Source organism: Gordonia pseudamarae, assembly GCF_025273675.1.
GTDB classification, from domain to species: Bacteria; Actinomycetota; Actinomycetes; order Mycobacteriales; family Mycobacteriaceae; genus Gordonia; species Gordonia pseudamarae.
The window spans coordinates 4741690-4766935 of sequence record NZ_CP045809.1; the positions used below are offsets into that span (position 1 = coordinate 4741690).

The following is a 25246-nucleotide window of genomic DNA, read 5'->3' on the forward strand; positions in this document are numbered from 1 at the left end:
CTCTCTGCATGCCCGAGCGCGAACATCACAACCCAGCCCGGCTGCCGGTACGCACCACCGTCGCCTTGGCAGCAGCCGGCGCGGCCCGCTGGGCCTCGCGTACCGCCGGACGCGGTAAAGGCTCGATGATCGGCGGCCTGATCGCCGAGAAGATCGACCCGAAGATCATGTCCCGGCTGGCCGCGGGCAAGAAAACCGCGCTGATCACCGGCACCAACGGCAAATCCACCACCACGCGGATGACTGCGGCCGCGCTCGCCGAACTCGGCGAGGTGGCCACCCAGGCCGACGGTGCCAACATGGACGCCGGCATCATCGCCACCCTGTCGCTGCAGCGTTCGGCCGGCATCTGCGCGCTCGAGGTGGACGAGCTGCACGTACCGCACGTCAGTGACGCCGTCGATCCGTCGGTTCTGGTGCTGCTCAACCTCTCCCGCGACCAGCTGGACCGGGTCGGCGAGATCAACATGATCGAACGCCGCCTGCGTGAGGGAATCGCCCGGCACCCCGACACCGTCCTGGTGGCCAACTGTGACGATGTGCTGGTCACCTCGGCGGCGTTCAACGCGCCACACGTGGTGTGGGTGGCCGCGGGTGCGAGCTGGGTGGGCGACTCGGTGAGCTGCCCCCGCACCGGCGAACCCATCATCCGCGGCGAGGACGGCTGGTACTCCAGCGGCGACGAGACTTTCCGACGCCCCACCCCCGACTGGTGGGTCGACGACGAAAAGATATATGGCCCTGATGGTTTCGTGGTAGAAATGCCACTGTCGGTGCCCGGCAGTGCGAACCGCGGCAATGCCGCCCAGGCCGTCGCGGCAGCGGTCGCGATGGGTGCCGATCCCGCGAAAGCCGTTGCGGCGGTGGGCACTGTCCGCGAAGTCGCCGGCCGGTACGGCGTCCACCGGGTGGGCAACCACTCGGTGCGCACGCTGCTGGCCAAAAATCCGGCCGGCTGGCAGGAGGCGCTGTCGATGATCGATCAGGACGCCGACGGACTGGTGATCGCCGTCAACGGTCAGGTCCCCGACGGCGAGGACCTGTCATGGTTGTGGGATGTACGGTTCGAGGCGTTCGAGACGATGAAGGTCGTCGCGGCGGGCGAACGCGCCGCCGACCTGTCGGTGCGACTGCTGTACGCGGGCGCCGAGCACATCACCATCGACGACCCGATGAAGGCCATCGCCTCCTGCCCGCCCGGCCGCGTCGAGGTCCTGGCCAACTACACCGCGTTCCGCGATCTGGGTGTTGCTCTCGAGCGCGCCGAGGCCAAAGCCGCCGGAGGGAACCAGAAGTGAGCGAATCGACCCTCCGCATCGGCCTGGTGCTGCCCGACGTGATGGGCACCTACGGCGACGGCGGCAACGCCCTGATCCTGCGTCAGCGCGCACGCATGCGTGGCATCGACGCCGAGATCATCTCGATAACCCTCGACGACGAGGTGCCCGAGTCCCTCGACGTGTACACCCTCGGTGGCGCCGAGGACTACGCGCAGCGACTGGCCACCCGGCACCTCACCCGCTTTCCGGGTCTGCAGCGCGCCGCCGCGGCGGGACGCCCGGTACTGGCGATCTGTGCCGCGATCCAGGTCCTCGGCCACTGGTATGAGACATCGGCGGGCGAACGGGTGGAAGGGATTTCACTGTTCGACCTCACCACCTCCCCGCAGGAGAGGCGCAGCATCGGTGAGCTCGTCACCGAGCCGACGCCCGACGGCCTCACCGAACCGCTCAGCGGGTTCGAGAACCACCGCGGCGGAACCCTTCTCGGTTCCGATGCCCGGCCGCTGGGCCGGGTACGGCACGGGGTCGGCAACGGGGTGGGCGACGGCACCGAGGGCGTGGTGCAGGGTTCGGTGCTCGGCACCTACATGCACGGACCTGCCCTGGCCCGTAATCCGCAGCTCGCCGACCACCTGCTCAAGCGGGCGCTGGGCGTCGACACCCTCGCCCCGCTCGACCTCCCCCAGGTCGACCGCCTGCGTACCGAACGTCTTGCAGCGGCCCGTCGCGGTTGATTCTCGCTGTCGAGGTGACCTCCGCCCTCGGGCCGCGCCGGCGAACGGATGGACACTGACCGGCAGCCGAAGAACCGGGCCGACCCACCCAACCCTCGTGACGGGTGCGTTCGTGGCGGGGCGCATTGGTGTTCCGGGGAGTGTCAGCTCGCCGGAATGTGCCGGGATATCCCGGCGTGGTCGGCGGCCGCGGCGAGAACCTCGCGCAGCATGGCCGGGGTGAGCCGGCCGGTGAAGGTGTTGTGCTGACTGACGTGATAACAGCCGAACAAGGTGATCGCCTCAGCCCCGCGGGACAGTGAAACCTGTACGCCATGACCGAATTTCGGCCTCGGACGCGGCACCGCCCAGCCGAACTCCGCCAACTCCCGCAGCGCCACCTGCCACCCGAAGCCGCCCAGAACGACGACCGATCGCGCGGTGGGGAAAAGCAGGTCGAGTTCGGCGCGAAACCACTTGGCGCAGTTGTCGCGTTCAGTGGTGGTCGGCGTGTTCTGCGGCGGCGGGCAGTGCACCGGCGCCACCATCCGCACCCCGAACAACTCCATCCCGTCATCTGCCGAGGTGGCGGTGGGCGCACTGGCCAGGCCCACGTCGTAGAGGCCGCGGAACAGCACGTCGCCGCTCTGGTCGCCGGTGAACATGCGTCCGGTGCGGTTGGCACCGTGCGCGGCGGGTGCCAAACCCACGATCAGCACCGCCGCATCGGCCGGGCCGAAGCCGGGAACCGGCCTGCCCCAGTATTCTTGGTCGGCGAAGGCGGCCCGTTTCTCCCGCGCGACCTGTTCACGCCAGCGCACCAGACGTGGGCATGCGCGGCATGTCACCAACGCCGCGTCGAGTTGCTCCACCGTTCGGTACCGCACACACCCACGCTACGCCCCGGTCAATCCAGGATCAGGCACCGTTCGCGGGTGCGGTCGACCCCGAACCAGCCGCGCTCGAACCGCTGCCACCGTTGCAGATGCTCGCGTTCGGCCTCGCCGTCGCGGGCGACGGTGCGCGCCAGCCGCTGGTCCTCGGTACCGCCGTCGACCCACAGTGCCCGGGTCAGTCGCGGCGCTATCCGCGTACGCGCGGAAGACACCCCCTCGATGATGAGCAGCGGCTCCCACCGGACCCACACCGGACCACCGAGCGACGGCACGCCGTCGTGCCACACCCGCGGACGGTACACGTAGTCACGCCGCCGCAGGAACGGCCGCAGAATGTCGTTCTCGAGTTCGGGCCACCACGCGACGGGGTTGTCCCAGGTGGCGAAATCGTCGGTGCGGATCAGCACGGCCGCGGTGCCGTGGTCGGCGAGCTTGTTCACCAGTGCGTCGGCGATCACCGACTTGCCCGCCCCCGACGGCCCGTCGATGGCGACGATGCCGGTGGACAGCTCCGCGGCCAGCACGTCGAGATGCCGTTCCACGGTGGGGGCCAGCTCGACGACTGCCGACCTGTTGCCGGTGATCATCCGCGGCGGGAACGCTGTCATGCCGCGACTGTTCCGGCGGCTGCGCGCGGGCGGCGACGGAGGCGAGGTTTCAGCATCAGATACACCTACCAAACTCCGCGGCCGCGGGCGACGGGACTACCGCTTCATCGGGAACAGCGGCGCGCGGATCGGCGCCGGAGTGGCCGAGGTGACCGTGGTGCGTCCGGTGCGCAGATATGTGACGACGGCGTTGTCGACGGCTGTGTTCAGACGACCGAACTGGCCGTGGTCACCGCCGCCGACGGTGATCAGATGCGCGCCCATCGCCCGCCGCATCGCGAGCGAATCCCGATACGGGGTCTGCGGATCGCCCGTGCTCTGGATCTGCAGCGGCCGTACCGTGAGCCCCCGGTTGCGCACCGGAACCGGCCTGCCCACCGGCGTGGTGCCGGCGCAGGCGGTACCCGACTTGTACAGCAGACCCGGCGCTTCGAAGATGTCGCCGACGATGAAGTTCTGCACATACGACGCCGGCCACAGCGTCGGATCGACGGCAGAACGGTTCTCGTTGCAGACCATCAGTTGCTGCATGTCCGTGGAGGCCGTCATGTCCTTGAGCACCTCGGGTGTGAACACCGTGATCTCACGTTCGGAGGCCAGCAGCTGACCGACGATCGACCACATGTTGCGGTCGGGTGCGGCGAGCCGGGTCATCACGAGCAGCTCCGACGTCACCTGAGCCTTACCCGGATTGGTGACGGTCGCCAGGTAGTTCTCGAACCGGGCGCGGGTGTCGGCGGTCAGGTTCGCACCCCGGACGTACAGTTCGCCGAGCGCCTGCAAGCCCGGTGGCACATCGCCCACCCGCGCCGGCGGCGCCGACAATGACGGTGGCACACCCGCCTGCTTCTCGATCCGCGCACTCCACGCGCGGTATACGGCGAGCGGTGTGGTGCCCTGATGGTAGGTGCGGTCGTTGTCGGCGATCCATGCCATCATCTCGTGGACCCGCCGCTTGTAACCGGTGGTCTGCGCGATCAGGATGTCGCTCCACGCCTGTGCCGGATCCATCGCCGAATCGAGGATCAGCCGGCCGGTGTGCTTCGGGAACAGGGTGGCGTACGTGGCGAACAGCCACGTCCCGTACGACAGGCCGAACAGACTGAGCTTGTCGACGCCGAGCGCCCGGCGCACCTGTTCGACGTCGCGGGCGCCCGTCTCGGTGGTCAACGTCCTGTAGTAGCCGGTCTTCTTCTCGTCGCAGCGTTCCCGGTTGAGCAGGCCCATCTCCGAGATCAGCCGCGACGGATCGGTGATCGCCGCGCAGCGGACCGGGGTGGCGCCGGGCAGCCCGCGCGGCTGCACCGCCACCAGGTCCCATTCGTCACGTACCGCCTGTGGCATCGCGAGCTGCGAGAACATGCCGATCGCCGACAATCCGGGGCCGCCCGGGTTGCCCACGAGCACGCCCCGTTTGCGTCCGGGATCGCGCGCGGCGATGCGGCTGACGGTGAGTTCGATGGTCGGTCCGGCGAGGTTGTCGCCAGAGAGATTGTCATAGGACCGGGGAACACGCAGCGTCGCACACTCGGTGCTCGTGGACGCCATGAACGACCTGTCGCAGGCACCCCAGTGGAGCCGGTCCGGTGCGGCCTGCGCCTGCGGTGCCGGCACCGTCAGCACGGACCCGATGACGGCGAACGATGCGCACACCGCCGCGGGCAGTAGCCGTCGACGGACACGGGCATACCTGTGAGTCGGCATACCTATGCCTACCAAACCATACGGCGCACGTGCCGGACCGATACCGGGTTGTCACTCATCGGCGGTCCCGGAGCCGGGCAACTCAGGCCGGCCCGTCGCGTCCGGTCATGCCAGTACGCGGCGACCGGACAGTGCGCGGCCGAGGGTGAGTTCGTCGGCGAATTCGAGGTCGCCGCCCATCGGCAGGCCCGAGGCGAGCCTGGTCACCGACAGTCCGGGGAAGTCCTTGAGCATCCGCAGCAGGTAGGTGGCGGTCGCCTCGCCCTCGGTGTTGGGATCGGTGGCCACGATCACCTCGGTGACGTCGACGCCGTCCGGCTGGTTGGCGAGGCGTGTGAGCAGCTCGCGGATGCGCAGTTGGTCCGGGCCGATCCCCGACAGCGGGTCGAGCGCCCCACCCAGCACGTGGTAACGCCCACGGAACTCCTTGGTGCGCTCGATGGCATGGACGTCTTTGGGTTCTTCGACGACGCAGATCTTGGTGGCATCGCGCCGGGCGTCGGAGCAGATGCGGCACAGCCGGTCGGCCGACACGTTGCCGCAGTAGTCGCAGAACGTGACGTCGTCCCGCACCCGGGCCAGGGCGGCGATGAGCCGGTCGATGTCGGCGTTCTCACCGGCGAGGAGGTGGAAGGCGATCCGCTGGGCGCCCTTGGGTCCGAGGCCGGGCTGCTTGGCCAGTTCGTCGATCAGATCCTGGATCGGGCCCTCATACACCGGTGGTCAGCCCAGTCCGGGAAATCCGCCACCGAGCCCACCCGCGAGCGGACCCATCTTGTCCTGGGCGAGCTGATCGCGTTTGCCGGCCAGATCCTCGAGCGCGCCGAGGACCAGATCCTGCAGGGTCTCCACGTCCGCGGGGTCGACGACCTTGGGGTCGATGGTGACGGAGGTGATCTCGCCGGTACCGGTGCCGGTCACCGTGACCAGGCCGTTTCCGGCGGTACCGGTGACCTCGGCGGCAGCGATCTCGTTCTGGGCGGCCAACAGCTGGGCCTGCATCTGCTGGGCCTGCGCGAGCAGCCCGGCCATCGGGTTCTCGCCGCCGGCACCGCCGCCGAAGATCGCGCTGGGATCAAAAGATTGACTCACACCGACCAGGGTAGACGAGGCACCCCGGCCAGCAACCGCCCGACATGCGAAGACAACTCGGCGACGGTCCCGTCGGCGGCGGTGACCTCGAAGGACAGCAGGTTGTCGCCGAACAGCCGGCCGCCTTGTGATGTCAACGCGAACTCGAATGTGGTGTTGCGGGCGCGCCACGCGGTGATGGCGCCGTACACCGGTGCCGACGCACCGGTGGTGACGCAGTATTCGCCGTCGGGCAGGTCACGCTGGATCTGGAAGCAGGCACCGGACTCGTCGTCGATGAACACAACGGCCTCGCACGCCAGGTCGGTGTGGTTCTCGTACGAGGCGTGGATGCTCATCGGGCGGCCCCGTTCAGGTGCAGTGCGCTGATGAATTCCCGGCGCTCGCCGGTCAGCGGGTCGTCGAAGGCCAGCGACGACGCCAGCAGCCGCAGCGGCCGGGTGAAGTCGCCGTCGTCGGGGAGCCGGGCCAGGTCGGGGCGCACATCCGGGTACAGCGGGTCGTCGATGATGGGCACCCCGAGCAACGCCATGTGCAGCCGCAACTGGTGGGTGCGACCGGTATGTGGGACCAGGCGGTACAGGCCGGTATCGGTACCGGTATCGGTGCCGGGACCGGGACCGGGACCGAGGAGAGTGATCTCACTGACGGCGTTGATCTCGCCGTCGGCGACGAGTGCGCGCAGGTCACCGGCGGTCTTCTCGATCCGGTTGCGGACGGTGACGGTGTCGGCGAGCCCCGATCGCGCCGGGGCGAGCGCCCGATACTCCTTGACGGCGCGGCGTTGGGCGAAGATCGACTGGTATGCGGCCCGCACCTGCGGGTGCAGCGTGAACAGCAGCACCCCGGCGGTCAGCCGGTCCAGCCGGTGTGCGGGTGCGATCTCATCGACGCCGAGGTCGCGGCGCAGCCGTACCAGCGCCGACTGCACGACGTGCCGGCCGCGCGGCATCGTAGCCAGAAAGTGCGGTTTGTCGACGACGACGATGTTGTCGTCCCGGTACAGGATCGGCAGGTCGAACGGGATCGGCGGTTCGTCGGGCAGGTCCCGGTACAGGAAGATCGTGGAGTTGCGGCGCACCGGATGTTCCAGGGCGAGCATCCGGCCGTCGATGTCGACGATCTCACCCGCGCGGGCGCGGTCCTCCAGCGCTCCCGCGCCGAGCCCGGCCAGCGACGGTGCGGCCGACAGCACCTCACCGACGCTGCACCCGTCCGCCCGCACCACCACGCGCGTCGCATCGACGCCGTCGCGCGGTGGCAGCGGTGACGGTCGGGTTCTGCGGCTCATGCCCCGGCCTCGCCGCACATCACTCGACGCGCGCTTTGAGATTGGCCAGCAGCACCGCCTGGATCCGATTCAGGCCCTTGGGGGCGAAGGTCTTCTCGAAGAAGCCGCCGATACCGCCGGCACCGGTCCACGATGTGGTGGTGGTCACCGTCGACCCGCTGCCCGAGGCCTTGACCGTGTAGGTGGTGACCATCGACGAGTTGGCGTCGGTCTCGGTGATGGTGCCGGGGGTGACCGTGACGGTGGCCTTCACGTCGCGCTGACGCTTGGAGGTAGCCTGCAGGATCCAGTGGACGACGGTGCCGTCCCCCGGCAATCCCCCGTCGCTTCGCTCGCCCTGTCCTGCCGAAAGCACCTGGTAATCGCGGTACTGCTCGGGCAGGATCGCCGGGCGGGTCTCGGTGTAGTCGGCGAGGGCGGCGAGCACCGCATCGGGTGCGGCGGCGATGTCGATGGACTGTGTTGCGGAAACCTGACCCATACCGATGGGCTCCTTCGTGTGAGACGCTGCTGCGTTCTGTGCGGTTGTGTGCTGTGCGGTCGCGTTCTGTGCGGTTGCGCGGTGCGATGACGTTTTCGCGGTGAAGTCCCGGATTGGCGGCGTGGCTTGATTGGCAGCCTTCTGGCTTCCGTCCTAGGCTAGCCAAGTGGTGTCTGTGAAGCGGGAGATGGGGCCAGAGGCGTTCGCTGAGGGTGTCGGAGCCCTCCTCGCGAGCTATCGGGCCATCCCGCCGGGCGCAACAGTCCGTCTTGCCAAGAAGACATCGAACCTTTTCCGCAAACGCGCCGAAAACCCCCATCCCGGCCTTGACGTTTCGGGACTGGGCGGGGTGATCTCGGTCGATCCGGCCGCGCGCACCGCCGACGTGGCCGGCATGTGCACCTACGAGGAACTGGTCGCCGTCACCCTCCGCTACGGGTTGGCACCGAAAGTGGTGCCCCAGCTCAAGACCATCACCCTCGGCGGCGCGGTCACCGGACTCGGCATCGAGTCGACGTCGTTCCGCAACGGCCTGCCGCACGAATCGGTCATCGAGATCGACGTGCTCACCGGCAGCGGTGACATCATCACCGCGTCCCCCACCAACGAACACTCCGATCTGTTCTACGGTTTCCCTAATTCCTATGGCACGTTGGGCTATTCGGTCCGTCTGCGGATCGAGCTGGAATCGGTGGCGCCGTTCGTGGTGTTGCGGCATCTCCGCTTCGGCAGCATCGCCGAGTTACAGACCACCATGGACCGGATCGTCACCGACGGCAGCCACGACGGCGACCGCGTCGACTACCTCGACGGGGTGGTGTTCAGCGCAGACGAGTCGTATCTGACGCTGGGACGCCAGAGCGACGAGGCCGGTCCGGTCAGCGACTACACCGGCATGGACATCTACTATCGGTCGATCCAGGAGCGCGACACCGACCGGCTCACCATCGCGGACTATCTGTGGCGGTGGGACACCGACTGGTTCTGGTGTTCGCGCGCCTTCGGCGCCCAGCACCCCACGGTGCGCAAGTGGTGGCCGAAACGACTGCTGCGCAGCAGTTTCTACTGGAAGCTGATCGCCTACGACCACCGCTGGAACATCGGCGACAAGCTCAACGCCCGCAAGGGCCTGCCCCCGAGCGAACGGGTGGTCCAGGACATCGAGGTTCCCATCGAGAACACCGCGGCCTACGTCGGGTGGTTCCTGGAGAACGTCCCCATCGAACCTGTCTGGCTGTGCCCGTTGCGGTTGCGTTCGGACTCGATCCCCGCCACCGGACAGGCGGACGCGGGCCGGCACCGACCCTGGCCGCTGTACCCCCTGGAACCGGGCCGGACGTATGTGAATGTCGGTTTCTGGTCGGGGGTGCCGGTGACGCCCGGAGACCCGGGGTTCACCAACAAGCTCATCGAACGCAAGGTGTCCGAACTCGACGGCCACAAGTCGTTGTATTCCGAGTCGTTCTACGATCGTGCCGAGTTCGACGAGTTATACGGTGGGGAGAACTATCAGCTCCTCAAGAAGCGGTACGACCCGGACGGCCGGCTGCTTGACCTCTACGCGAAGGCGGTGCAGCGACAGTGACCACGTTCAGAGAACAATCGACACGCTCGCAGGAGGACGGGGCGGGCAAGCTCACCCTGGCCGAGATCTTCGAGACGATGATGGGTGGCGATCTGTCGATCCGGATCACCGCCTACGACGGCAGTTCCGCGGGCCCCGCCGATGCCGAGTTCGGCCTCGACCTACTGACCCCGCGCGGCACGACATACCTGGTGACCGCCCCCGGTGATCTGGGTCTGGCCCGCGCCTACATATCCGGCGACCTGAAGCTGATCGGCGCCCACCCCGGCGACCCGTATCCCGCGCTGAAGGCGCTGGCCGGTGATCTCAAGTTCAACAAGCCCTCGCCGCTGCAACTGGCGAACGTGGCGCGCTCGCTCGGCATCGAACACTTCAAACCGATCGCCCCGCCGCCGCAGGAGGCGGTGCCACGCTGGCGGCGCTTCGCCGAAGGTCTGCGTCACTCGAAAACCCGTGATGCCGAAGCCATCTCATACCACTACGACGTGTCCAACACCTTCTACGAGTGGGTGCTCGGTCCGTCGATGACGTACACGTGCGCGGTCTACCCCGACCGGGACGCCTCGCTGGAAACCGCCCAGGACAACAAGTACCGGCTGATCTTCGAGAAGCTGCGCCTCAAGCCTGGCGATCGGTTGCTCGACATCGGTTGCGGCTGGGGCGGAATGGTGCGATACGCGGCCCGGCAGGGGGTACACGCGATCGGCGCGACGCTGTCCGCCGAGCAGGCGGAGTGGGCACAGCAGGCGATCATCGACGAAGGTCTCGGTGAGTTCGCCGAGGTGCGGCACAGCGACTACCGCGACGTGACCGAAAGCGGATTCGACGCGGTGTCCTCGATCGGCCTGACCGAACACATCGGCGTGAGCAACTACCCGGCGTACTTCGGATTCATGCGCGACAAGCTGCGGCCGGGCGGAATGTTGCTGAACCACTGCATCACCCGACCGGACAACCCGAACCGCAACCGGGCGGGCACCTTCATCGACCGGTACGTGTTCCCTGACGGCGAGCTGACGGGGTCGGGCAAGATCATCTCCAAGATCCAGGACATCGGGGGCTTGGAGGTGGTCCACGAGGAGAACCTGCGCGAGCACTATGCGATGACGCTGCGCGACTGGAACATCAACCTCGTCGACCGCTGGAACGAGGCCGTCGCCGAGGTCGGCGACGGCACCGCCCGCCTGTGGGGCCTGTACATGGCCGGGTGCCGGATCGGCTTCGACCGCAACATCGTTCAGCTCCACCACGTACTCGCCACCAAACTCGACGCACAGGGCAACAACCAGGTCCCCCTGCGGCCGTGGTGGCAGGCGTAGCCACGCCCGCACCGACCGCGGCGCGAGGGCCTGCCGCGAACCACTACTCGATGACCGTGGCACCCAGCTCGGACCGGAGCAGTTCGAGCGCCACCGCACCCTGATCGTGGCGGCGGTCGGGGTTGCCGGAGTGTGCGTCGGCCACCATCTCGGCCTGCTCGTCCTCGGGTATGTCCTCGTCGGCGCGCGGCGGTCCGGGTTCGGGTTCCGGCTCGGGCGGCGGTGGCTGATTGTCGGCCAGCGGCTCGGGTCCGGCCGGTTGCCGGCCGGTTGCCGGTGCCACAGGTGCCGCCGGGGCCTGATTCTGGGCGCTGGGCCGCGAATAGGTCTGGGTACGCTTGGGCTGCGGCCGGCCGGCCGGTGGCCGACCACCGGCGGCGGGTGCGCCGGCCGGGGCCGAGCCGGGCACCTGATGCACAGCCCGGACATCGAGTTCGGTGCCGAACACCTCGTGCAACGCCTCACGCATCACCGTCACCGCGTGCGGCGCACCGAGGCGCTGCACGAGCGCCTCATACGGGTGCGCCAACACCACGGTGCGATCCTGCAGGTCGTGCACAACGGCCGCCGACAGCATCGGCTCGAGCGTCTTTGCCCGGTCCCGCACGGCGTTGCGGAACTCCTGGTACCGGGTACGGACGGTGTCGAGGTCGAGGCCGTCCGACCGGACTTCGGGCTCCGGTTCGGGTTCGGGCGCCGGGCGCCGGGCCGGCGGCACCGAATCCTCCGGGGGCAGGGCATACTCGTCGACCGGCTCATCGGGAAGCGGTATATCGCCCCCGGCCGGCGCCGCGATCGGGCCGGCCCGCTCCGGCACCGCGGGATCGGGGGCATCGGATGCACCCACGTCCCCGCCGGGTGACCCGATCGGCGGCGGAACATGTTCCGGCACAGCCGATTCGGGTTCCACACGCGCGGCGGCAGCGACATCCACAACCGCCGGTTCATCCTCGTCGGCCGGTGCGTGCGGCACCGGGGCAGGCGCGTTGGCCTCCGGCTGCGGACTCGCCGGTTCCGGATCCGGATCCCACGGCGGCGTTTCGGTCACCGACTCAACCGCATGCGCCGCCGGGGTCTCCGGTACCACCGGCACGGCCTCCGGGATCTCCACCGGGGGCGACGGTGCCTCCGTCGGCGTCGTCGCGGGTGTGGTCACCGGCTGCCGCACCGCCGGATCCTGCGCGGCATGATCGGCTTCGGCCTCTTCGGCCTTACGGCGTTCCGCCTCGGCGGCCGCCTTGCGTTCCTCCATCGCCTTGCGTTCGGACGGACGCATGAAACGCGACTCGGTGGCCGGCGGCTGCGGTGCTGCCGGTGCCGCCACACCCACCGCGGAGTCGGGTACGGGTGCGGGTGGCCGGGCAGCAGCGCCACCGGTGATCACACCTGCTTCGAGTTGTTCGATCCGCTGCAGCAGAGCCGTCGAATCCGAGGCCGCCGCGGGCAACAGCAGCCGCGAGCACAGCACCTCCAGCAGCAGGCGCGGAGAAGTGGTGCCACGCATCTCGCCGAGCGCGGCGTGCGTGGTCTCGGCGAAACGGGTGAGCGTGGCCGGTCCGAGCACCTCGATCTGGTGTCGCATCCGGGCCAGCTGCTCACCCGGGGCCTCCACCAACCCACGCTCGGCGGCCTCCGGAACAGCTTGCAGCAGAATGAGATCCCGAAGCCGTTCGAGCAGATCGATCGCGAATCTGCGCGGATCGTGTCCGGCGTCGACAAGCCTTTCCACGGTCGCGAACACCGAGGCCCCGTCGCCGGCGGCGAGCCCGTCGATCGCGTTGTCGATGAGCGCGACATCGGTGACACCGAGCAGGGCGAGCGCCCGGTCATAGGTCACACCGTCGTCGCCGGCCCCGGCGAGCAATTGGTCCAGGATCGACAGCGAGTCCCGTGGCGAGCCACCGCCCGCCCGGATCACCAGCGGATACACGTCGGGCGCCACGGTGACATGTTCCTTGGCGCAGATGTTCTCCAGCAGGCCGCGCATCACCGGCGGGGCGAGCAGCCGGAACGGATAGTGGTGGGTGCGCGAGCGGATCGTCGGCAGCACCTTCTCCGGTTCGGTGGTGGCGAACACGAAGATCAGATGCTCCGGCGGCTCCTCCACGATCTTGAGCAGCGCGTTGAAACCCGCATTGGTGACCATGTGGGCCTCGTCCACGATGAACACCCGGTACCGCGACTCCGATGGCGCGTAGAAGGCGCGGTCGCGCAGCTCCCTGGTGTCGTCGACACCGCCATGACTGGCGGCGTCCAGCTCGATCACGTCGAGATTGCCGGGACCGCCCGGGCTCAGCGCCACACACGAGGAGCAGGTGCCGCACGGCGTCGACGTCGGTCCCTGCGCGCAATTCAGCGACCGGGCGAGGATACGCGCCGACGACGTCTTGCCACAGCCGCGCGGCCCGGAGAACAGGTAGGCGTGATTGATCCGGCCACCGTCGAGGGCACGGCTGAGCGGGTCGGTGACGTGCTCCTGACCGACGACTTCGGCGAACGTTGCCGGGCGATAGGTGCGATACAGAGCCACGCGTCGAGACTACCGGCGACCACCGACCCCGGACCGCTCAGGCGTGTCCGGACCCACCCGAACCGGTCGGTACACGATGATCGTGGCCACCGCCGACACCGCGAAGATCGGTCCGTACGGGAAAATCGTGAACCACTGCAACCAGCCGATGCCGGTCTTGAAGAACAGCCCGATCATGTAGCCGTCGGGCACCGACCGCAACACGAACCAGATGGCGTGGTCGTAGTGGGTGCGCCAGGAGAACGCCGCCAGCAACATCGCCACCAGCCCCGCCGCCACCAGCAGCCGCCGGCGCGTCGACGTATCCGCCCGCAACAACAGGTCGACGCCGATCACCGTCAACGGCACGAACCAGACCCAATGGTGACCCCACGACATCGGTGATACCGCACATCCGGTCATTCCCACCATCGTGAGCGCGAGCAACTCGTTGCCGCGGTGATGGGCCAGGTACGCCGCGTACATGCCGATCCCCGACGCCGCCAGCACCAACACCAACCAGATGGTGGTGCTCGGGGTATCGGTGTCGGTGATGTTCGCCAGCCAGCCCCGCAACGATTGGTTGCCCACCGACTGCGGCGAACCGACCCGGTTCGAGTCGAAGATGCGGGCGGTCCAGAACTTGAGCGCGGCCTTCGGCATGATCACGAACCCGAGCACGATGCTGCCCACGAACCCGGCGGCCAGCCCGGCAACCGCCCGCCACCTGCCCACGATCACCAGGTACAGGCCGAAGATCAGCGGCGTCATCTTGATACCCGCGGCCAGCCCCGTCCCCACCCCGCGCAGCCGCGAATCGTCGTCGCGAGTCAGGTCAACGAGGATGAGCAGCATCAGGAACACGTTGATCTGGCCGTACCAGATGGTGGTGCGGACCGGTTCGAGCAACATCACGATCGCCACCAGTGACACCGCGATAGTCCGCAGCCGCCATGACGGCGGGCGGCCCAGCGAACGGAAACTCAGCATGATGACCAGGTACAGCGCCACCAGGATGCCTACGCTCCACACTATTCGGGCCTCGTCGAACGACATGAGCGCGAACGGGATGAAAAACGGGATGGAGATCGGGGCGTACGTGTAGTCCATCTGCCCGAGCAGCTTGACGTCGTACAGCTTCTTGCCGTCGAGGACCGTCTGTGCACCCGCCCGGTAGACGTCGAGGTCGAGCTGATTGTCGAACAGTCCCCAGAACGGCATCGAATACGGGACGATCACATCCTGCAGCCACAGCGCGGCAAGCGCGAGCACGACGAAGGCCACGGTGGCCAACGTCGCTCCGGCAGGTCTCACAGAGGGATATTGTTCACGACGCGAGGCGCTGATCAGTCACTGTGCGCGGTGAGCAACGTCTCAGTCGCGGCGAGCAGCACGCAAGTGGCCACGCCCTCCATCGCGGTCCGCAGATCGTCGATGCCCGGAAATGTGGGGGCGAGCCGAATGTTGCGATCGCGCGGATCCTGCTTGTACGGGTACGTCGACCCCGCCGCGGTGAGCGCGATACCGGCGTTCCCGGCCAGTTCGATGGTGCGTTTGGCGGCACCGTCGAGCACGTCGAGGTTGATGAAGTAGCCGCCCTCGGGCCGCGACCAGTCGGCGACCTTCGCATCGCCCAGCCGGTCGTCGAGGATGTCCAGGACCAGCGTGAACTTGGGGGTGAGCAGCTCACGATGCCTGGCCATGTGGGCACGCACCCCGTCGGCGTCACCGAAGAAACGCACATGCCGCAACTGATTGACCTTGTCGGGGCCGATGGTGGAGATTCCGAGGTGCTTGGAGAACCAGGCCAGGTTGTCGGCGGATGCGCCGAAGAACGCGACACCACCACCGGCGAACGTGATCTTGGACGTGGAGCCGAGCACGTAGACCCGGTTGGGGTGGCCGGCCTGCGCCGCCCACTCCAGCACCGGATGCGGGGCCGGGGGTGCCTCGACCAGCGTGTGCACGGCGTACGCGTTGTCCCAGTAGATCCGGAAATCGTCGGCAGCGGGCACCTCGAGCAACGCCCTGGTGACCTCCTCGGAGAAGGTGACACCCGTCGGATTCGAGTAGGTGGGCACCACCCACAGGCCCTTGATCGACGGATCGTTCGCCGTCAGTTCGGCGATCGCGGCGACGTCGGGACCGTCCGGATTCATCGGGACGGTGATCATCTCAATGCCGAAAGACTCGGTGATCGCGAAATGCCTGTCATAGCCGGGCGCCGGGCACAGGAACTTCACGGTGCCCTGCTTCGCCCACGGCTCCGCCGAATCGGGGGTACCGTGCAGCAACGCCGCGACGGTGACGTCGTGCATCAACTGCAGGCTCGAATTACCGAACGCGATCAGGTCGGCGGCGTCGACGCCGAGCAGTTCGCCGAAGATCTCGCGCAGCTCCTTCAGACCCGCGATACCACCGTAGTTGCGGGTGTCGGTGCCGCCCGCGTCGCGATAGTCGCCCTCGCCGGGCAGCGCGAGCAGCCCGTTGGACAGATCGAGCTGGTCGGGGGCGGGCTTGCCGCGGGTGATGTCGAGGGACAGGCCCAGCCCGCACAGCTCGTCGTAGAGCTTTCGCAGTTCGGCTTGGGTGTCGCGGAGATTGTCGGCACTCATCGAGTGGTAATTCAACGCGGGACCTCTCACCGTGAACCGGGTGTGGGGGGATCTTCCCCTCAAAACATAGGGGACCCCGCGCACCCGGCAGAGCCCGTTGACCCTTGCTGCCTTCCGGCCCTGGGGGAGTTCACAGGATGCGCGCCGCGCGGGATCCGTTGACGAGTGTAGCCGCACCGGCCGCGACGGTCACACCGGGCCCGCCGTCCGGGCGGTTGGGGTGGGTCACTGTCACACGCGGTTTGGGCACCGGCGCGTCTACCGCTATCATCGCCATGTTGGAGGATTCGCCTAGTGGCCTATGGCGCTCGCCTGGAACGCGGGTTGGGTTAACAGCCCTCAGGGGTTCAAATCCCCTATCCTCCGCAGTTGATCCGGCCGTCCGGATCCAAAGGGAGTGTAGGTGTCACCAGCTGACACCTACACTCCCTTTAGTCTGACGGACCGGTCGGTGTCGTAGCTCCGTCGTAGACTGCGGCACGACGACTCGGTTTGAGGGAAGGTACGTGCCATGCCCGATCACTCCCCCGAGGCATTGCGGCGCGCCCGTCCGGGTACGAACGCGACATCGCAATCTCGGCGCTCGTACTGTCCGCCGCCCGAAAGCAGCCGCGCGGCGTGTCACCTTCACCGATTCGACCAAGTACGCCGACGGCAGGCGTGACCTCCGACTGTCGTTTCCCGAGCACTTCCGCGAGGCCGTCGCAGCATACAATGCGGTGGTCTTCGACAACGGCGTGTCAGGCCACAAGGCGCATCACGGCGACGTGTTCGACCTCCGGCCCGACGACGATGCCGACGCACCCCCCGACTTGGTCTACCTGGAGCCGCCATACGCCCCGCCGACCGATGACGCCGACTACATCAAGCGGTATCACCTGCTCGAAGGTCTCAGTGACTCTCGAAGGTCTCAGTGACTATTGGCGGGACATGGAAATCATGGAGAACACCAAGACCAAGAAACTCACCAAACGGTTCACCCCGTTCGCGTACAAGCGAACCATCGAGGAAGCCTTGAGCCGCAGCTTCGAACAGTTCGAGGACGCCGGCACGATCATCCTGTCGTACTCGTCAAACGCGCTGCCGCCGGCAGACCGGATCGTAGACCTGCTCGGCAAGGTCAAGCCACACATCGAAACGATCGCGGTGGACCACAAGTACAGCTTCGGCACGCACGCGGCCGCGACCCGTCAGAACGTGTCCGAATACTTGTTCGTGGGGACCGATGAGTAACCCGATCTCACTCGCCGACTACCGCTCGAACCTTCGCAGCATGAGTGATTGGGTCAACCCGACCATCGTCACGCCGGAGATGGAGCGAATTACGTCAGCAGGCCGATCACTTTCGCATCTGCGGATGTTCGACGTAGCTACTCTGACCACCTGGGTCCAGCAGAATCCGCGTGAAGCGTACGTGCTCGGTCTCGTCGTGGGCCTCGGTCAGGAGAAACTGAAGAACCGTCTGCGGGAAGCCTTCGGCACAACGGGCTGGGTCAAGCTGGCGCGCGAAAAGCCACAAGATCTGATCACATGGTTTATCGCCACATTCGAATTGGACCGGCTACTGACTGAGCAACTCGGCCGCACCTACTCGTTCGGCGATGTGCTGGTCGCCCGGGCGGGTACCCGCGTCACCGCAGCTCAAGCCGGAAAGTCCGGCCGCAAGCTGGAAGACCTGATCGAGGAGATCGCCATCGACCTCAGCCTGCCGTACGCCACGCGCGGCCGCTTCATCGGTCGGAATCTGCTCACCGCACCATGTTTCGGCGATCTGCCCCGAGTCGACATCGCCATCCGGTAGGCACCGGCGGCCATTCCTGCAGCCGGATCCAATGGAGCGTAGGTGTCACCTGGTGGCACCTACGCTCCACTTGTTCGTACACGGTGCGTTACTCCCGCGCGGATGACACCAGCTGCGGTTGCGCGGAGCGATGACCGCGCACCCGATCGGCCAGCCCGTCGAGGCGCCCGAGTTGCTCGTCGGACAGCACGACCTCGACCGCCGCCAGATTCTCCTCGACCCGCTCGGGGAACCGCGAACCCGGAATCGACACGGCCTGAACACCGATCTGCCGCGCCTTGTTGTAGAACCAGGCGAGCGCGAGCTGCGCGCCCGTCAGCTCGGCATCGCGGGCGATCTGCAGGAATTCCTCGAGCACCGGCTGGTTGTAGGCGAGGTTGGTGGGGGTGTAACGCGAGATCTTGAGCCGCACATCCCCGTCAACGAGATCGTCGTAGTTCAGCAGCCCGGTCAGCCACTTGCGGGCGAGCGTCGAATAGGACACGAAACCGACCCCGTGTTCCAGTGCCGACGGCACGACGAAACGCTCGACGTCGCGGGAGACCACGCTCCACTCCGACTGGATGGCCGCGATGGGGTGCACACCGACAGCCCGGCGGATCTCGTCGCCGGTGGCCTCCGACAGCCCGATATGCAGAACCTTGCCTTCTTCGATCAATTCCTTGATGGCGCCGACCGTTTCCTCGATGGGCACCAGCGGGTCGACACGATGCTGGTAGTAGAGGTCGATGCGGTCGGTGCCGAGGCGCCGCAGGCTCAGCTCGACCTGTTCGCGGATGTACTCGCGGTCGCCGCGCACACCACGCTGTCCGACTCCGCTCTGCTTCACGATCCCGAACTTCGTCGCCAGCTGCACCTCGTCGCGCCGTGCCCCGACCAGCTTCCCGATCGTCGTCTCGCTGCGGCCGTCACCGTAGCCGTTGGCGGTGTCGATGAATGTGACACCGCTGTCGACAGCCTGGTTGAGCGTGCGCAGTGCGTCATCATCGGTCACCGCGCCATAGACGTCGGTGAGCGACATCCCGCCGAATCCGAGCGCTGAAACCTTGAGCCCGTCGCCGAGCTCCACTATCGAAGCCATAATCTTCCCTTCCCATCTACACCGTGGTCGTAGGCGCACACTAACGATCACTCTGGCCCCGGGCGGGTCTACTGAATCTTCACGTGCAGGTCAGAGGCTTTAATTCGGGAAAGTTCTAGGTCACGGCGATCGCTGTTCCGGCACCGAACCAGCATCGCGGATCCGCGCCATCCGACTGTCACGATCGGGCCGTGGTCCTCACAACGTCGACGTGGCAGCTGGGGTCGTGAGTGGTTCGACAAGCACCCATATGTGATATATATCACAGGAATCTGTTAACTTTTGCTGTACTTCTTCTCATGTTTGGCATGAATGGCAAAATCCTTTCCATATCTATGGCGACTCGGCGCGAGTCAGCAGCTCCAGGAACTGACGGTTGATGAAGAGGCGATCACTGGTAGTGAGCGGCGGCCATACGCACCAGAGGATTCAAGCCGTTATCGCTATGAACAAAGCGCTCCCACTCAGATAGCTTGTCCACGATCACATCCCGGCCCTCAGGTGGGCTGTAGATGACTTCGCCCGTCACAGGGTTCGCAATCCTCGTCCCCGGTACGGCACGCACCTTCATCTCCCGAGCTTTGATGATGCTGCACACGGCAGACGCAGTCGAAGAGGTAAGGGTTCTCGATCTCAGAGCTCGCCTGCGCTTCCAGTACAGGAATTGAGTTGATCAGCACAGTTGGGTTGGACATCGAGACCGCAGCCTGATCCAGCTTGGCCAGTGCCGAGGTCGCACCGATCGAGGCCCTGAGTACAGCCCTGGATTCGAGGGCGTCCACGTCAGGCGGCGGTAGCGCGTTGTACGGCCGGCCAGGCTCCCAGGTCATGTCGCCCACAATCCCACAGCGCCGGTGGTAGCGGTCAAAGTCACATACCGGCCCGACCAGTCGCCTCGATCCGGTCGTACACCTCCCACGCGCCGATCGTCGCGCGAATCGCGGCGATCAGGGTGAGCGGGCGGTCGAGCATCGGGTGGTGGCCGCTGTCGGGCAGTTCCACCATCGGCACCCGGTGGTCGAGCAGTTCGTTGATGTCGGCGGCCATGTCGTCGGGGATAAGGCCGTGCTCGCAGCGCACGTAAGCGGTGCGCACCTTCATCTCCGGCAACCGGTCACGCAGTTTGAAACCGTGCTCGTTGGGGCTGAAGATCCCCCGGTCGAACTTCCACACCCAGGTGCCGTCGACCTCGCGCACCGATTGTTCGGCGATGTTGCGGCCCACGTACGGCAGCACCACGTCCTGGGCGGGTTGCGGCCGGAACCGGGCGACGATCTCCTCCAGCGTGGACTTGCGGGGGCCGTTCCGTTTCTGTTCCGACTGTGCGCGTTTTGCCATCGAACCGACCTCGGGCGGCACGTCGTTGAGCGGCGAGTCGACGATGATGATCCCGGCCAGCTCGTCACCGAAGTCGACGGCGATCTGGGAGGTCACCCAGCCGCCCATGCTGTGCCCCACGACGAACGGTTTGCCCTCGATGCCACCGGCCCGCGCCGCCGCCATCGCCTCCTTCGCCCAGGTCTGTGTCCGGTAACTGTCCCGTCGGCCGCTGTCGCCGTGACCGCTCATGTCGAGCGCGACGATGCGGTGGGTGCCCGCACCGAACGGGGCGACGTGATCCCACCACGCCGAGTTGGCGCCGCCACCGTGCACCAGCAGGATGCCGGGGCTGCCCACCGTGCCCCAGGCGCGGTAGTGGATGTCACAACCGTCGACCGTCGTCGAGCCGTGCTCGGGTGTGTGTGCGATCGCCCGGGTGAACCATGCGGGTTCGGCTGTGGATGACAACGCGGGCTCCTTTCGGCTGTGCGATTCACCTAATCACACCACCTGCCCATGCGCCCTGTTCGGTCGCCGGAGAACGCGTCGTCAGCGCAGATTCAGATCGAGCGGCGAGGCCGGGCCCGTGCTCAGGACCGCCAGCGCCTCGGGCCGGATTCCGGGCCGGAAGGTGACCTTGGCACCACGCACCGACCTGCCGTCACCGATTCCGGCGAGATCGACGTCGGCGATGGTGACGCGGCGCAGGGCGTCCGTGCCGTTCATGTTGGTGGTCGAGGTGCGCATGCTGAGCACGCCCTTACCGTTGCGCACGGTGATGATCGGATCGGCGAGAGCGATCTCGAACAGGTGGAATCGGGTGAACGCGACGATCGTGCCCGTGAAACGCAATGTCCCGGTGCCGTTGTGGACGGCCCCGCCGGTGCGGGTGAACGTCAGCCGGTCCTGGTCGTCGAGACCCGCGCCGTCGGCGCCGTACACGGTGCCCTGCGCACGCTCGGTGACGGTGGCATAGAAGTTGGGCGAGTAGGCCCAGACCAGGTCGGCGGGTGCGGGCTTCGGCGTGTTCGGTCCGGGCTGCGTCGAATAGTTGACCGGCACCGACAGTTCCTGTGCGGCGTTGGTGGCCCCGGCCGCGCCGTAGGTGTAGATGCCCCACCGGGCCCCCGCCGGGATCTCCTTGGGCGTGGTCGCCTTCAGTTCGGCGGTGAACGATCCGTCGGCGGCCAGCGGCACCCACTGCTGGCGGATGGTGCGCCGCATGTCGAACGGCGTCGAGGGCACCCTGGCGAGCGCCTCGCGGGACATCGCCCACTGCACGCCGAGCCTGCTGGTCGCGCGCGCCGACTCGGGAGCGTCCTGCGACGGCTTCCACGTGGGTGCGAACGCGCCGAACGCGATGAAGGTGCCGTGCGGGACGCCCGGCGGAACCGGCAGCGGAAAGCCGTCTGTGTTGGACTTCGGGTCGAAGCCGCGGCCCTTCACCACCAGGGTGTCACCGGGATGCACGCGGGTGGTGCCCACCGGAGTGACACCGTCGGCGAGGTATACGTCGATGTGCGGCCGGAAAACGGGTGCGGCGTGGGCCGATCCGGTCAGCCCCGCGCCGGACACGACAAGGGCCACCGCCAGCCCGGCCACCACCATCAACATGCCGACCCTGTTGCAGAACCTCGTCGTCACCATGAGTGCACCCTAATACCCGGGAGCTCGCGGTGACCACCGTCCTTGGTCACTACCGGAGATCCCCGGCCGCAACATCCCCGGCTGCAACATCCCCGGCCGCGACATAGGGTCTATAGGCATGGGACCGGACGCATGAACCAGTACGTTCTCGTCGCCGCGGGACTGCTGGCGCTGGTCGCCGGCGCCGAAGCCCTCGTCCAGGGTGGTGCGACCATCGCCACCCGGCTCGGCGTGTCCCCACTGCTGGTGGGGCTGACGGTCGTGTCGATCGGTACCAGCCTCCCCGAGCTGGCCGTCGGTATCGACGCCGCCCTCAACGATGCGGGCACGATGGCGATCGGCAATATCGCCGGCACCAACATCGTGAACATCCTGCTCATCCTCGGTATGTCGGCCGCGATGGTCCCGCTGGTGCTGCATCGGCGAACCCTGCGCGTCGACCTGCCGTGCATGGTGGTCAGCGCCATCGCGTTGCTCATCCTGTGCGCCGGCGGCACCCTGTCCCGCTTCGATGGCGCGGTGCTGCTCATACTGGCCGTGACGTACACGGGTTTGGTGATTCGCGCCGACCTGACGTCGAAATCGTCACCGCCCGAAGCGGAGGAGGCTCCACCCGGACCGTGGCCGACCGCGCTGCTCCAACTGGGCGGCGGCATCGCGGTCGTCGTGCTCGGCGCCGACTGGCTCGTCGACGGCGCGGTACAGGTGGCCACCGACCTCAACGTCAGCGAGGCCGTCATCGGCCTGACCGTCCTGGCGATCGGCACATCGGCGCCCGAACTGGTCACCACGCTGGTGTCGACGGCACGCGGCAACCGCGACCTGGCCATCGGCAACCTCATCGGGTCGAGCGTCTACAACATCACACTGATTCTCGGCGCCACCGCGATGGTCGCGCCGATACCCGTCGACGACGACCTGCTACGTATCGACATCCCGCTGATGACGGCGGTGGCGCTGCTGTGCATCCCGGTGTTCATCTCGGGACGGCGGATCTCCCGGCTCGAAGGCGCCGCCTTCGTCGCCGCCTACGCCGTGTATCTGACGCTGCTGTTGGTGTTCCGGACCTGACCGCCCGCCACGCTAGCCGTCGACCCGGTTACCGTGCTCATCCCAGTGCGACGCAACCTTCTTGCTCGGCTGGACCCGCGGTGGCTCACCCGGCATCTTCGGGTAGCTGGGCGGATACGGCATATCCCCCAACCCGTTCTCCTCGTCGCGGGACACCAACTCGAGCAACGGTTCGATACCGGCACGATGATCGTTGATGTCGGCCCACGGATCCGGGCGCCGGGCCAGCAGGTCGGGAACGGTGGCCATGGTGAACCCGGCGGGGTCGACGTCGGCGAGTTCGTCCCAGGTGACCGGTGTGGACACCCGGCCGTCGGGGCTGCGCCGCACCGAGTACGCGGCACACATCGAACGATCACGGGCGTTCTGGTTGAAGTCTATGAAGATGCGTTGTCCGCGTTCCTCTTTCCACCACGAGGTGGTGACCGCGTCGCGGTCGCGGCGTTCGAGTTCGCGGGCCAGCGCGATCACCGCACGACGCCCGGCGATGAAGTCCCAGCGCGGTTCGATGGGTACGAACACATGAATGCCCCGGCTGCCCGAGGTCTTCACGAATCCGGTGAGCCCCAGTTCCGTCAGTAGCGGCCGCACGAGGTCTATCGCGACCCGGCGCACATCGTCGAAATCGGTACCCGGCGAGGGATCCAGATCGATGCGCAGTTGATCGGGATGATCGTTGTCGGGGTGCAGCGTGGGCCAGGTGTGAAAGATGACCGTGCCGTAGTTGGCCGCCCACACGATGTCGGCGGGAACGGTGGGCCGCAGCGCATCGCCCGTACGGCCCGACGGGAACGTGATCGGGGTGGACAGAACGTGATCGGGACGTGTGCGCGCGATGTGCTTCTGGTAGATCTGATCGCCGTCCACGCCGTCGGGATAGCGTTCGATGAACGTCGGCCGGTCCCGCACCGCCGCCATCAGCGGCCCGGCCAGCGCGATGGTGCGATAGTAGCCGACGAGATCCCTTTTGCGGCCGCCGTTCTCGCCGAGCTCGGGAAAGTAGATCTTGTCCGGGTTGGACAGCCGGACGGCAATGTCGTCCACGTCGAGTTCCTCGGCGGGCGAACGTGATGCCACGGTCAGCTCCCTTCCAGCACATCGTGCAGGTCATAGGTGAGCGGCACCTCCAGTTGGCCGTAGCCGCAACTGTCGGGCGCGCGGTCCGGGCGCCACCGCAGGAAGGTGACGGTGTGCCGGAACCGGTGGTTCTCCATCTGGTCGTAGGCGAATTCGGCCACCAGTTCGGGCCGCACCGGAATCCACGCGCCGTCCTTGCCCGAACGCCAGCGCGTCTGCTCCCCCATCGCCGGGTTGTCCGGATCCAGGCGCATCGGTTCCAGGAGTTGTTGCAGTTCACGACGTTTTGCGTCGGAAAAGGCGCTGGACCCGCCCACCATGTGCAGATCGCCGTCGTCGGTGTGCAGACCGAGCAGCATCGAACCGAGTCCCGTTCCGCTCTTGTGGACCCGGTAGCCGATGATCACGCAGTCGGCGGTGCGCTTGTGTTTGATCTTGATCATCTCGCGCTTGTTCTGCACATACGGGCCCGCCAGCCGTTTGCCCACCACCCCGTCGAGACCGGCACCCTCGAACGCCGAGAACCATTCCCGGGCCAGCTCCGGGTCGGTGGTCACCCGACTCACATGAAATCGTCGATCGCGGCCCCGGTCATCGCCATCGGGTTCCACGGCGTCGAGCAGTACCCGACGGCGCACCTCGAACGGCTTGTCGAGCACGCTCGCCTCCCCGAGAGCGAGGGCGTCGAAGCCGATGAACATCGCCGGGGTCTGCTCCGACAGCTTGGTGATCCGGGATCCGGCGGGGTGGATGCGCTGGGACAGCGAATCCCAGTCCAGCCGATGAGTGTCGCCGATGAGTGCGGGCACCCCCAGTTCGCCGTCGAGCACCACCTTGTCGGGGAGTTCGCTCCTGGCCGCGGCCACGATCTCGGGAAAGTACCGGGCCAGGTCCTTGCCGCCGCGCGAACCGATCGCCACGTCGTCACCGTCGCGGAACAGCAACGCCCGGAAACCGTCCCACTTCGGCTCGAACGACCAGGTCGGTTCACCGTCCGGCTGGTCGGGGATCGCGGTAACCGCCTTGGCGAGCATCGGCGCGACGGGCGGCAGAACCGGAAGCTGCATACGCACCATCGTGCCACGCAAGATCGTCCGATATAGGGGTTCGCTCGGCCATATGCCCGAGCCAGGGACTATATCGGAAGAAAGTT

Annotated in this window: 23 protein-coding genes, 1 tRNA gene, 1 other RNA gene and 1 pseudogene; 8 read left to right on the forward strand and 18 right to left on the reverse strand. The window is 67.1% G+C overall.

The window, feature by feature from the left end; genetic code table 11:
• The first annotated feature begins 8 nt into the window (after positions 1-8).
• Both GII31_RS20740 and GII31_RS20745 read left to right on the forward strand, forming a co-directional pair.
• The gene (locus GII31_RS20740) at positions 9-1298 is read left to right on the forward strand and encodes a Mur ligase family protein (RefSeq protein ID WP_213245216.1); all 1290 of its coding nucleotides are present in this window, start codon (positions 9-11) and stop codon (positions 1296-1298) included.
• On the forward strand, positions 1295-2017 hold the full coding sequence (locus GII31_RS20745; RefSeq protein ID WP_213245217.1) for a type 1 glutamine amidotransferase: 723 nt from the start codon (positions 1295-1297) through the stop codon (positions 2015-2017). Before GII31_RS20740 ends, GII31_RS20745 begins: the two co-directional genes overlap by 4 nt.
• A gap of 143 nt (positions 2018-2160) precedes the next feature.
• Here the strand turns inward: GII31_RS20745 and GII31_RS20750 are convergent, their stop codons facing one another.
• The 8 genes from GII31_RS20750 to GII31_RS20785 all read right to left on the reverse strand — a co-directional run bounded on the left by GII31_RS20750 (position 2161) and on the right by GII31_RS20785 (position 8068).
• Entirely contained in the window at positions 2161-2883 is a 723-nt protein-coding gene (locus tag GII31_RS20750) for a uracil-DNA glycosylase (RefSeq protein WP_213245218.1), read from the reverse strand.
• A gap of 20 nt (positions 2884-2903) precedes the next feature.
• Positions 2904-3479, reverse strand: coding sequence for a uridine kinase family protein (locus tag GII31_RS20755; protein WP_213250820.1), 576 nt, complete (start codon positions 3477-3479; stop codon positions 2904-2906).
• Between the two features lie 117 nt (positions 3480-3596).
• On the reverse strand, positions 3597-5204 hold the full coding sequence (locus GII31_RS20760; protein ID WP_260840169.1) for an alpha/beta hydrolase: 1608 nt from the start codon (positions 5202-5204) through the stop codon (positions 3597-3599).
• A gap of 105 nt (positions 5205-5309) precedes the next feature.
• Positions 5310-5921 (reverse strand): recombination mediator RecR, encoded by a 612-nt coding sequence (recR, locus tag GII31_RS20765; RefSeq protein WP_213245220.1) that lies wholly within the window; start codon positions 5919-5921, stop codon positions 5310-5312.
• A 6-nt stretch (positions 5922-5927) separates the two neighbouring features.
• The gene (locus tag GII31_RS20770; RefSeq protein WP_213245221.1) at positions 5928-6296 is read right to left on the reverse strand and encodes a YbaB/EbfC family nucleoid-associated protein; all 369 of its coding nucleotides are present in this window, start codon (positions 6294-6296) and stop codon (positions 5928-5930) included.
• Positions 6293-6634: a hypothetical protein gene (locus GII31_RS20775; protein WP_213245222.1), complete on the reverse strand. Its 342-nt coding sequence runs from the start codon at positions 6632-6634 to the stop codon at positions 6293-6295. The genes GII31_RS20770 and GII31_RS20775 overlap by 4 nt, the downstream gene beginning before the upstream one ends.
• Positions 6631-7587 (reverse strand): pseudouridine synthase, encoded by a 957-nt coding sequence (locus GII31_RS20780; protein ID WP_213245223.1) that lies wholly within the window; start codon positions 7585-7587, stop codon positions 6631-6633. Before GII31_RS20780 ends, GII31_RS20775 begins: the two co-directional genes overlap by 4 nt.
• A gap of 19 nt (positions 7588-7606) precedes the next feature.
• Positions 7607-8068 (reverse strand): SRPBCC family protein, encoded by a 462-nt coding sequence (locus tag GII31_RS20785; protein ID WP_213245224.1) that lies wholly within the window; start codon positions 8066-8068, stop codon positions 7607-7609.
• A 187-nt stretch (positions 8069-8255) separates the two neighbouring features.
• On the opposite strand from GII31_RS20785, the gene GII31_RS20790 reads away from it, so the two are divergent.
• Positions 8256-9653: an FAD-binding oxidoreductase gene (locus tag GII31_RS20790; protein WP_213250823.1), complete on the forward strand. Its 1398-nt coding sequence runs from the start codon at positions 8256-8258 to the stop codon at positions 9651-9653.
• Positions 9650-10972 (forward strand): class I SAM-dependent methyltransferase, encoded by a 1323-nt coding sequence (locus GII31_RS20795; protein WP_213245225.1) that lies wholly within the window; start codon positions 9650-9652, stop codon positions 10970-10972. The genes GII31_RS20790 and GII31_RS20795 overlap by 4 nt, the downstream gene beginning before the upstream one ends.
• A gap of 43 nt (positions 10973-11015) precedes the next feature.
• Here the strand turns inward: GII31_RS20795 and GII31_RS20800 are convergent, their stop codons facing one another.
• From GII31_RS20800 to ffs, 4 genes are all read right to left on the reverse strand, one after another.
• Positions 11016-13502 carry a DNA polymerase III subunit gamma and tau gene (locus GII31_RS20800; RefSeq protein ID WP_213245226.1) on the reverse strand — a complete coding sequence of 829 codons (2487 nt, stop codon included), beginning with the start codon at positions 13500-13502 and terminating at the stop codon, positions 11016-11018.
• 9 nt (positions 13503-13511) lie between these two features.
• Entirely contained in the window at positions 13512-14795 is a 1284-nt protein-coding gene (locus GII31_RS20805) for a glycosyltransferase 87 family protein (protein WP_407649858.1), read from the reverse strand.
• A 32-nt stretch (positions 14796-14827) separates the two neighbouring features.
• Entirely contained in the window at positions 14828-16111 is a 1284-nt protein-coding gene (locus GII31_RS20810; protein ID WP_213245227.1) for an aminotransferase class I/II-fold pyridoxal phosphate-dependent enzyme, read from the reverse strand.
• 50 nt (positions 16112-16161) lie between these two features.
• Positions 16162-16256, reverse strand: an RNA gene (gene ffs, locus GII31_RS20815) — signal recognition particle sRNA small type.
• 120 nt (positions 16257-16376) lie between these two features.
• On the opposite strand from ffs, the gene GII31_RS20820 reads away from it, so the two are divergent.
• From GII31_RS20820 to GII31_RS20830, 3 genes and pseudogenes are all read left to right on the forward strand, one after another.
• Positions 16377-16462, forward strand: a tRNA-Ser gene (locus tag GII31_RS20820).
• Between the two features lie 177 nt (positions 16463-16639).
• Positions 16640-17329, forward strand: a pseudogene (locus GII31_RS20825) (DNA adenine methylase); the annotation flags it as partial.
• A 40-nt stretch (positions 17330-17369) separates the two neighbouring features.
• Positions 17370-17897 carry a hypothetical protein gene (locus GII31_RS20830; protein ID WP_260840170.1) on the forward strand — a complete coding sequence of 176 codons (528 nt, stop codon included), beginning with the start codon at positions 17370-17372 and terminating at the stop codon, positions 17895-17897.
• A gap of 88 nt (positions 17898-17985) precedes the next feature.
• Here GII31_RS20830 and GII31_RS20835 read toward each other — a convergent pair whose 3' ends face one another.
• The 4 genes from GII31_RS20835 to GII31_RS20850 form a co-directional block, all read right to left on the reverse strand.
• The gene (locus tag GII31_RS20835; protein WP_213245229.1) at positions 17986-18978 is read right to left on the reverse strand and encodes an aldo/keto reductase; all 993 of its coding nucleotides are present in this window, start codon (positions 18976-18978) and stop codon (positions 17986-17988) included.
• A 497-nt stretch (positions 18979-19475) separates the two neighbouring features.
• The gene (locus GII31_RS22535) at positions 19476-19808 is read right to left on the reverse strand and encodes a Fic/DOC family N-terminal domain-containing protein (protein ID WP_322973041.1); all 333 of its coding nucleotides are present in this window, start codon (positions 19806-19808) and stop codon (positions 19476-19478) included.
• Positions 19809-19848: 40 nt separating this feature from the next.
• Positions 19849-20766 (reverse strand): alpha/beta fold hydrolase, encoded by a 918-nt coding sequence (locus GII31_RS20845; protein ID WP_213245230.1) that lies wholly within the window; start codon positions 20764-20766, stop codon positions 19849-19851.
• 81 nt (positions 20767-20847) lie between these two features.
• Complete coding sequence (locus GII31_RS20850; protein ID WP_213245231.1) at positions 20848-21945, reverse strand: HtaA domain-containing protein; 1098 nt, start codon at positions 21943-21945, stop codon at positions 20848-20850.
• 132 nt (positions 21946-22077) lie between these two features.
• Between GII31_RS20850 and GII31_RS20855 the strand changes: the two genes are divergently transcribed.
• Positions 22078-23016: a calcium/sodium antiporter gene (locus GII31_RS20855; RefSeq protein ID WP_213245232.1), complete on the forward strand. Its 939-nt coding sequence runs from the start codon at positions 22078-22080 to the stop codon at positions 23014-23016.
• Between the two features lie 12 nt (positions 23017-23028).
• On the opposite strand, the gene GII31_RS20860 is transcribed toward GII31_RS20855, so the two are convergent.
• Both GII31_RS20860 and GII31_RS20865 read right to left on the reverse strand, forming a co-directional pair.
• A complete protein-coding gene (locus tag GII31_RS20860; RefSeq protein WP_213245233.1) occupies positions 23029-24093 on the reverse strand; it encodes a DNA polymerase domain-containing protein in 1065 nt (354 codons plus the stop codon).
• 2 nt (positions 24094-24095) lie between these two features.
• A complete protein-coding gene (locus GII31_RS20865) occupies positions 24096-25160 on the reverse strand; it encodes an ATP-dependent DNA ligase (RefSeq protein WP_213245234.1) in 1065 nt (354 codons plus the stop codon).
• Positions 25161-25246: the final 86 nt, after the last annotated feature.

Coding starts and splice junctions, on each gene's coding strand:
- GII31_RS20865 (WP_213245234.1), bottom strand. CDS start 25,160: ATGCAGCTTCCGGTTCTGCCGCCCGTCGCGCCGATGCTCGCCAAGGCG.
- GII31_RS20790 (WP_213250823.1), top strand. CDS start 8,256: ATGGGGCCAGAGGCGTTCGCTGAGGGTGTCGGAGCCCTCCTCGCGAGC.
- GII31_RS20855 (WP_213245232.1), top strand. CDS start 22,078: ATGAACCAGTACGTTCTCGTCGCCGCGGGACTGCTGGCGCTGGTCGCC.
- GII31_RS20835 (WP_213245229.1), bottom strand. CDS start 18,978: ATGGCTTCGATAGTGGAGCTCGGCGACGGGCTCAAGGTTTCAGCGCTC.
- GII31_RS22535 (WP_322973041.1), bottom strand. CDS start 19,808: ATGACCTGGGAGCCTGGCCGGCCGTACAACGCGCTACCGCCGCCTGAC.
- GII31_RS20755 (WP_213250820.1), bottom strand. CDS start 3,479: ATGATCACCGGCAACAGGTCGGCAGTCGTCGAGCTGGCCCCCACCGTG.
- GII31_RS20775 (WP_213245222.1), bottom strand. CDS start 6,634: ATGAGCATCCACGCCTCGTACGAGAACCACACCGACCTGGCGTGCGAG.
- GII31_RS20850 (WP_213245231.1), bottom strand. CDS start 21,945: ATGGTGACGACGAGGTTCTGCAACAGGGTCGGCATGTTGATGGTGGTG.
- GII31_RS20780 (WP_213245223.1), bottom strand. CDS start 7,587: ATGAGCCGCAGAACCCGACCGTCACCGCTGCCACCGCGCGACGGCGTC.
- GII31_RS20760 (WP_260840169.1), bottom strand. CDS start 5,204: ATGCCGACTCACAGGTATGCCCGTGTCCGTCGACGGCTACTGCCCGCG.
- GII31_RS20785 (WP_213245224.1), bottom strand. CDS start 8,068: ATGGGTCAGGTTTCCGCAACACAGTCCATCGACATCGCCGCCGCACCC.
- GII31_RS20740 (WP_213245216.1), top strand. CDS start 9: ATGCCCGAGCGCGAACATCACAACCCAGCCCGGCTGCCGGTACGCACC.
- GII31_RS20830 (WP_260840170.1), top strand. CDS start 17,370: ATGAGTGATTGGGTCAACCCGACCATCGTCACGCCGGAGATGGAGCGA.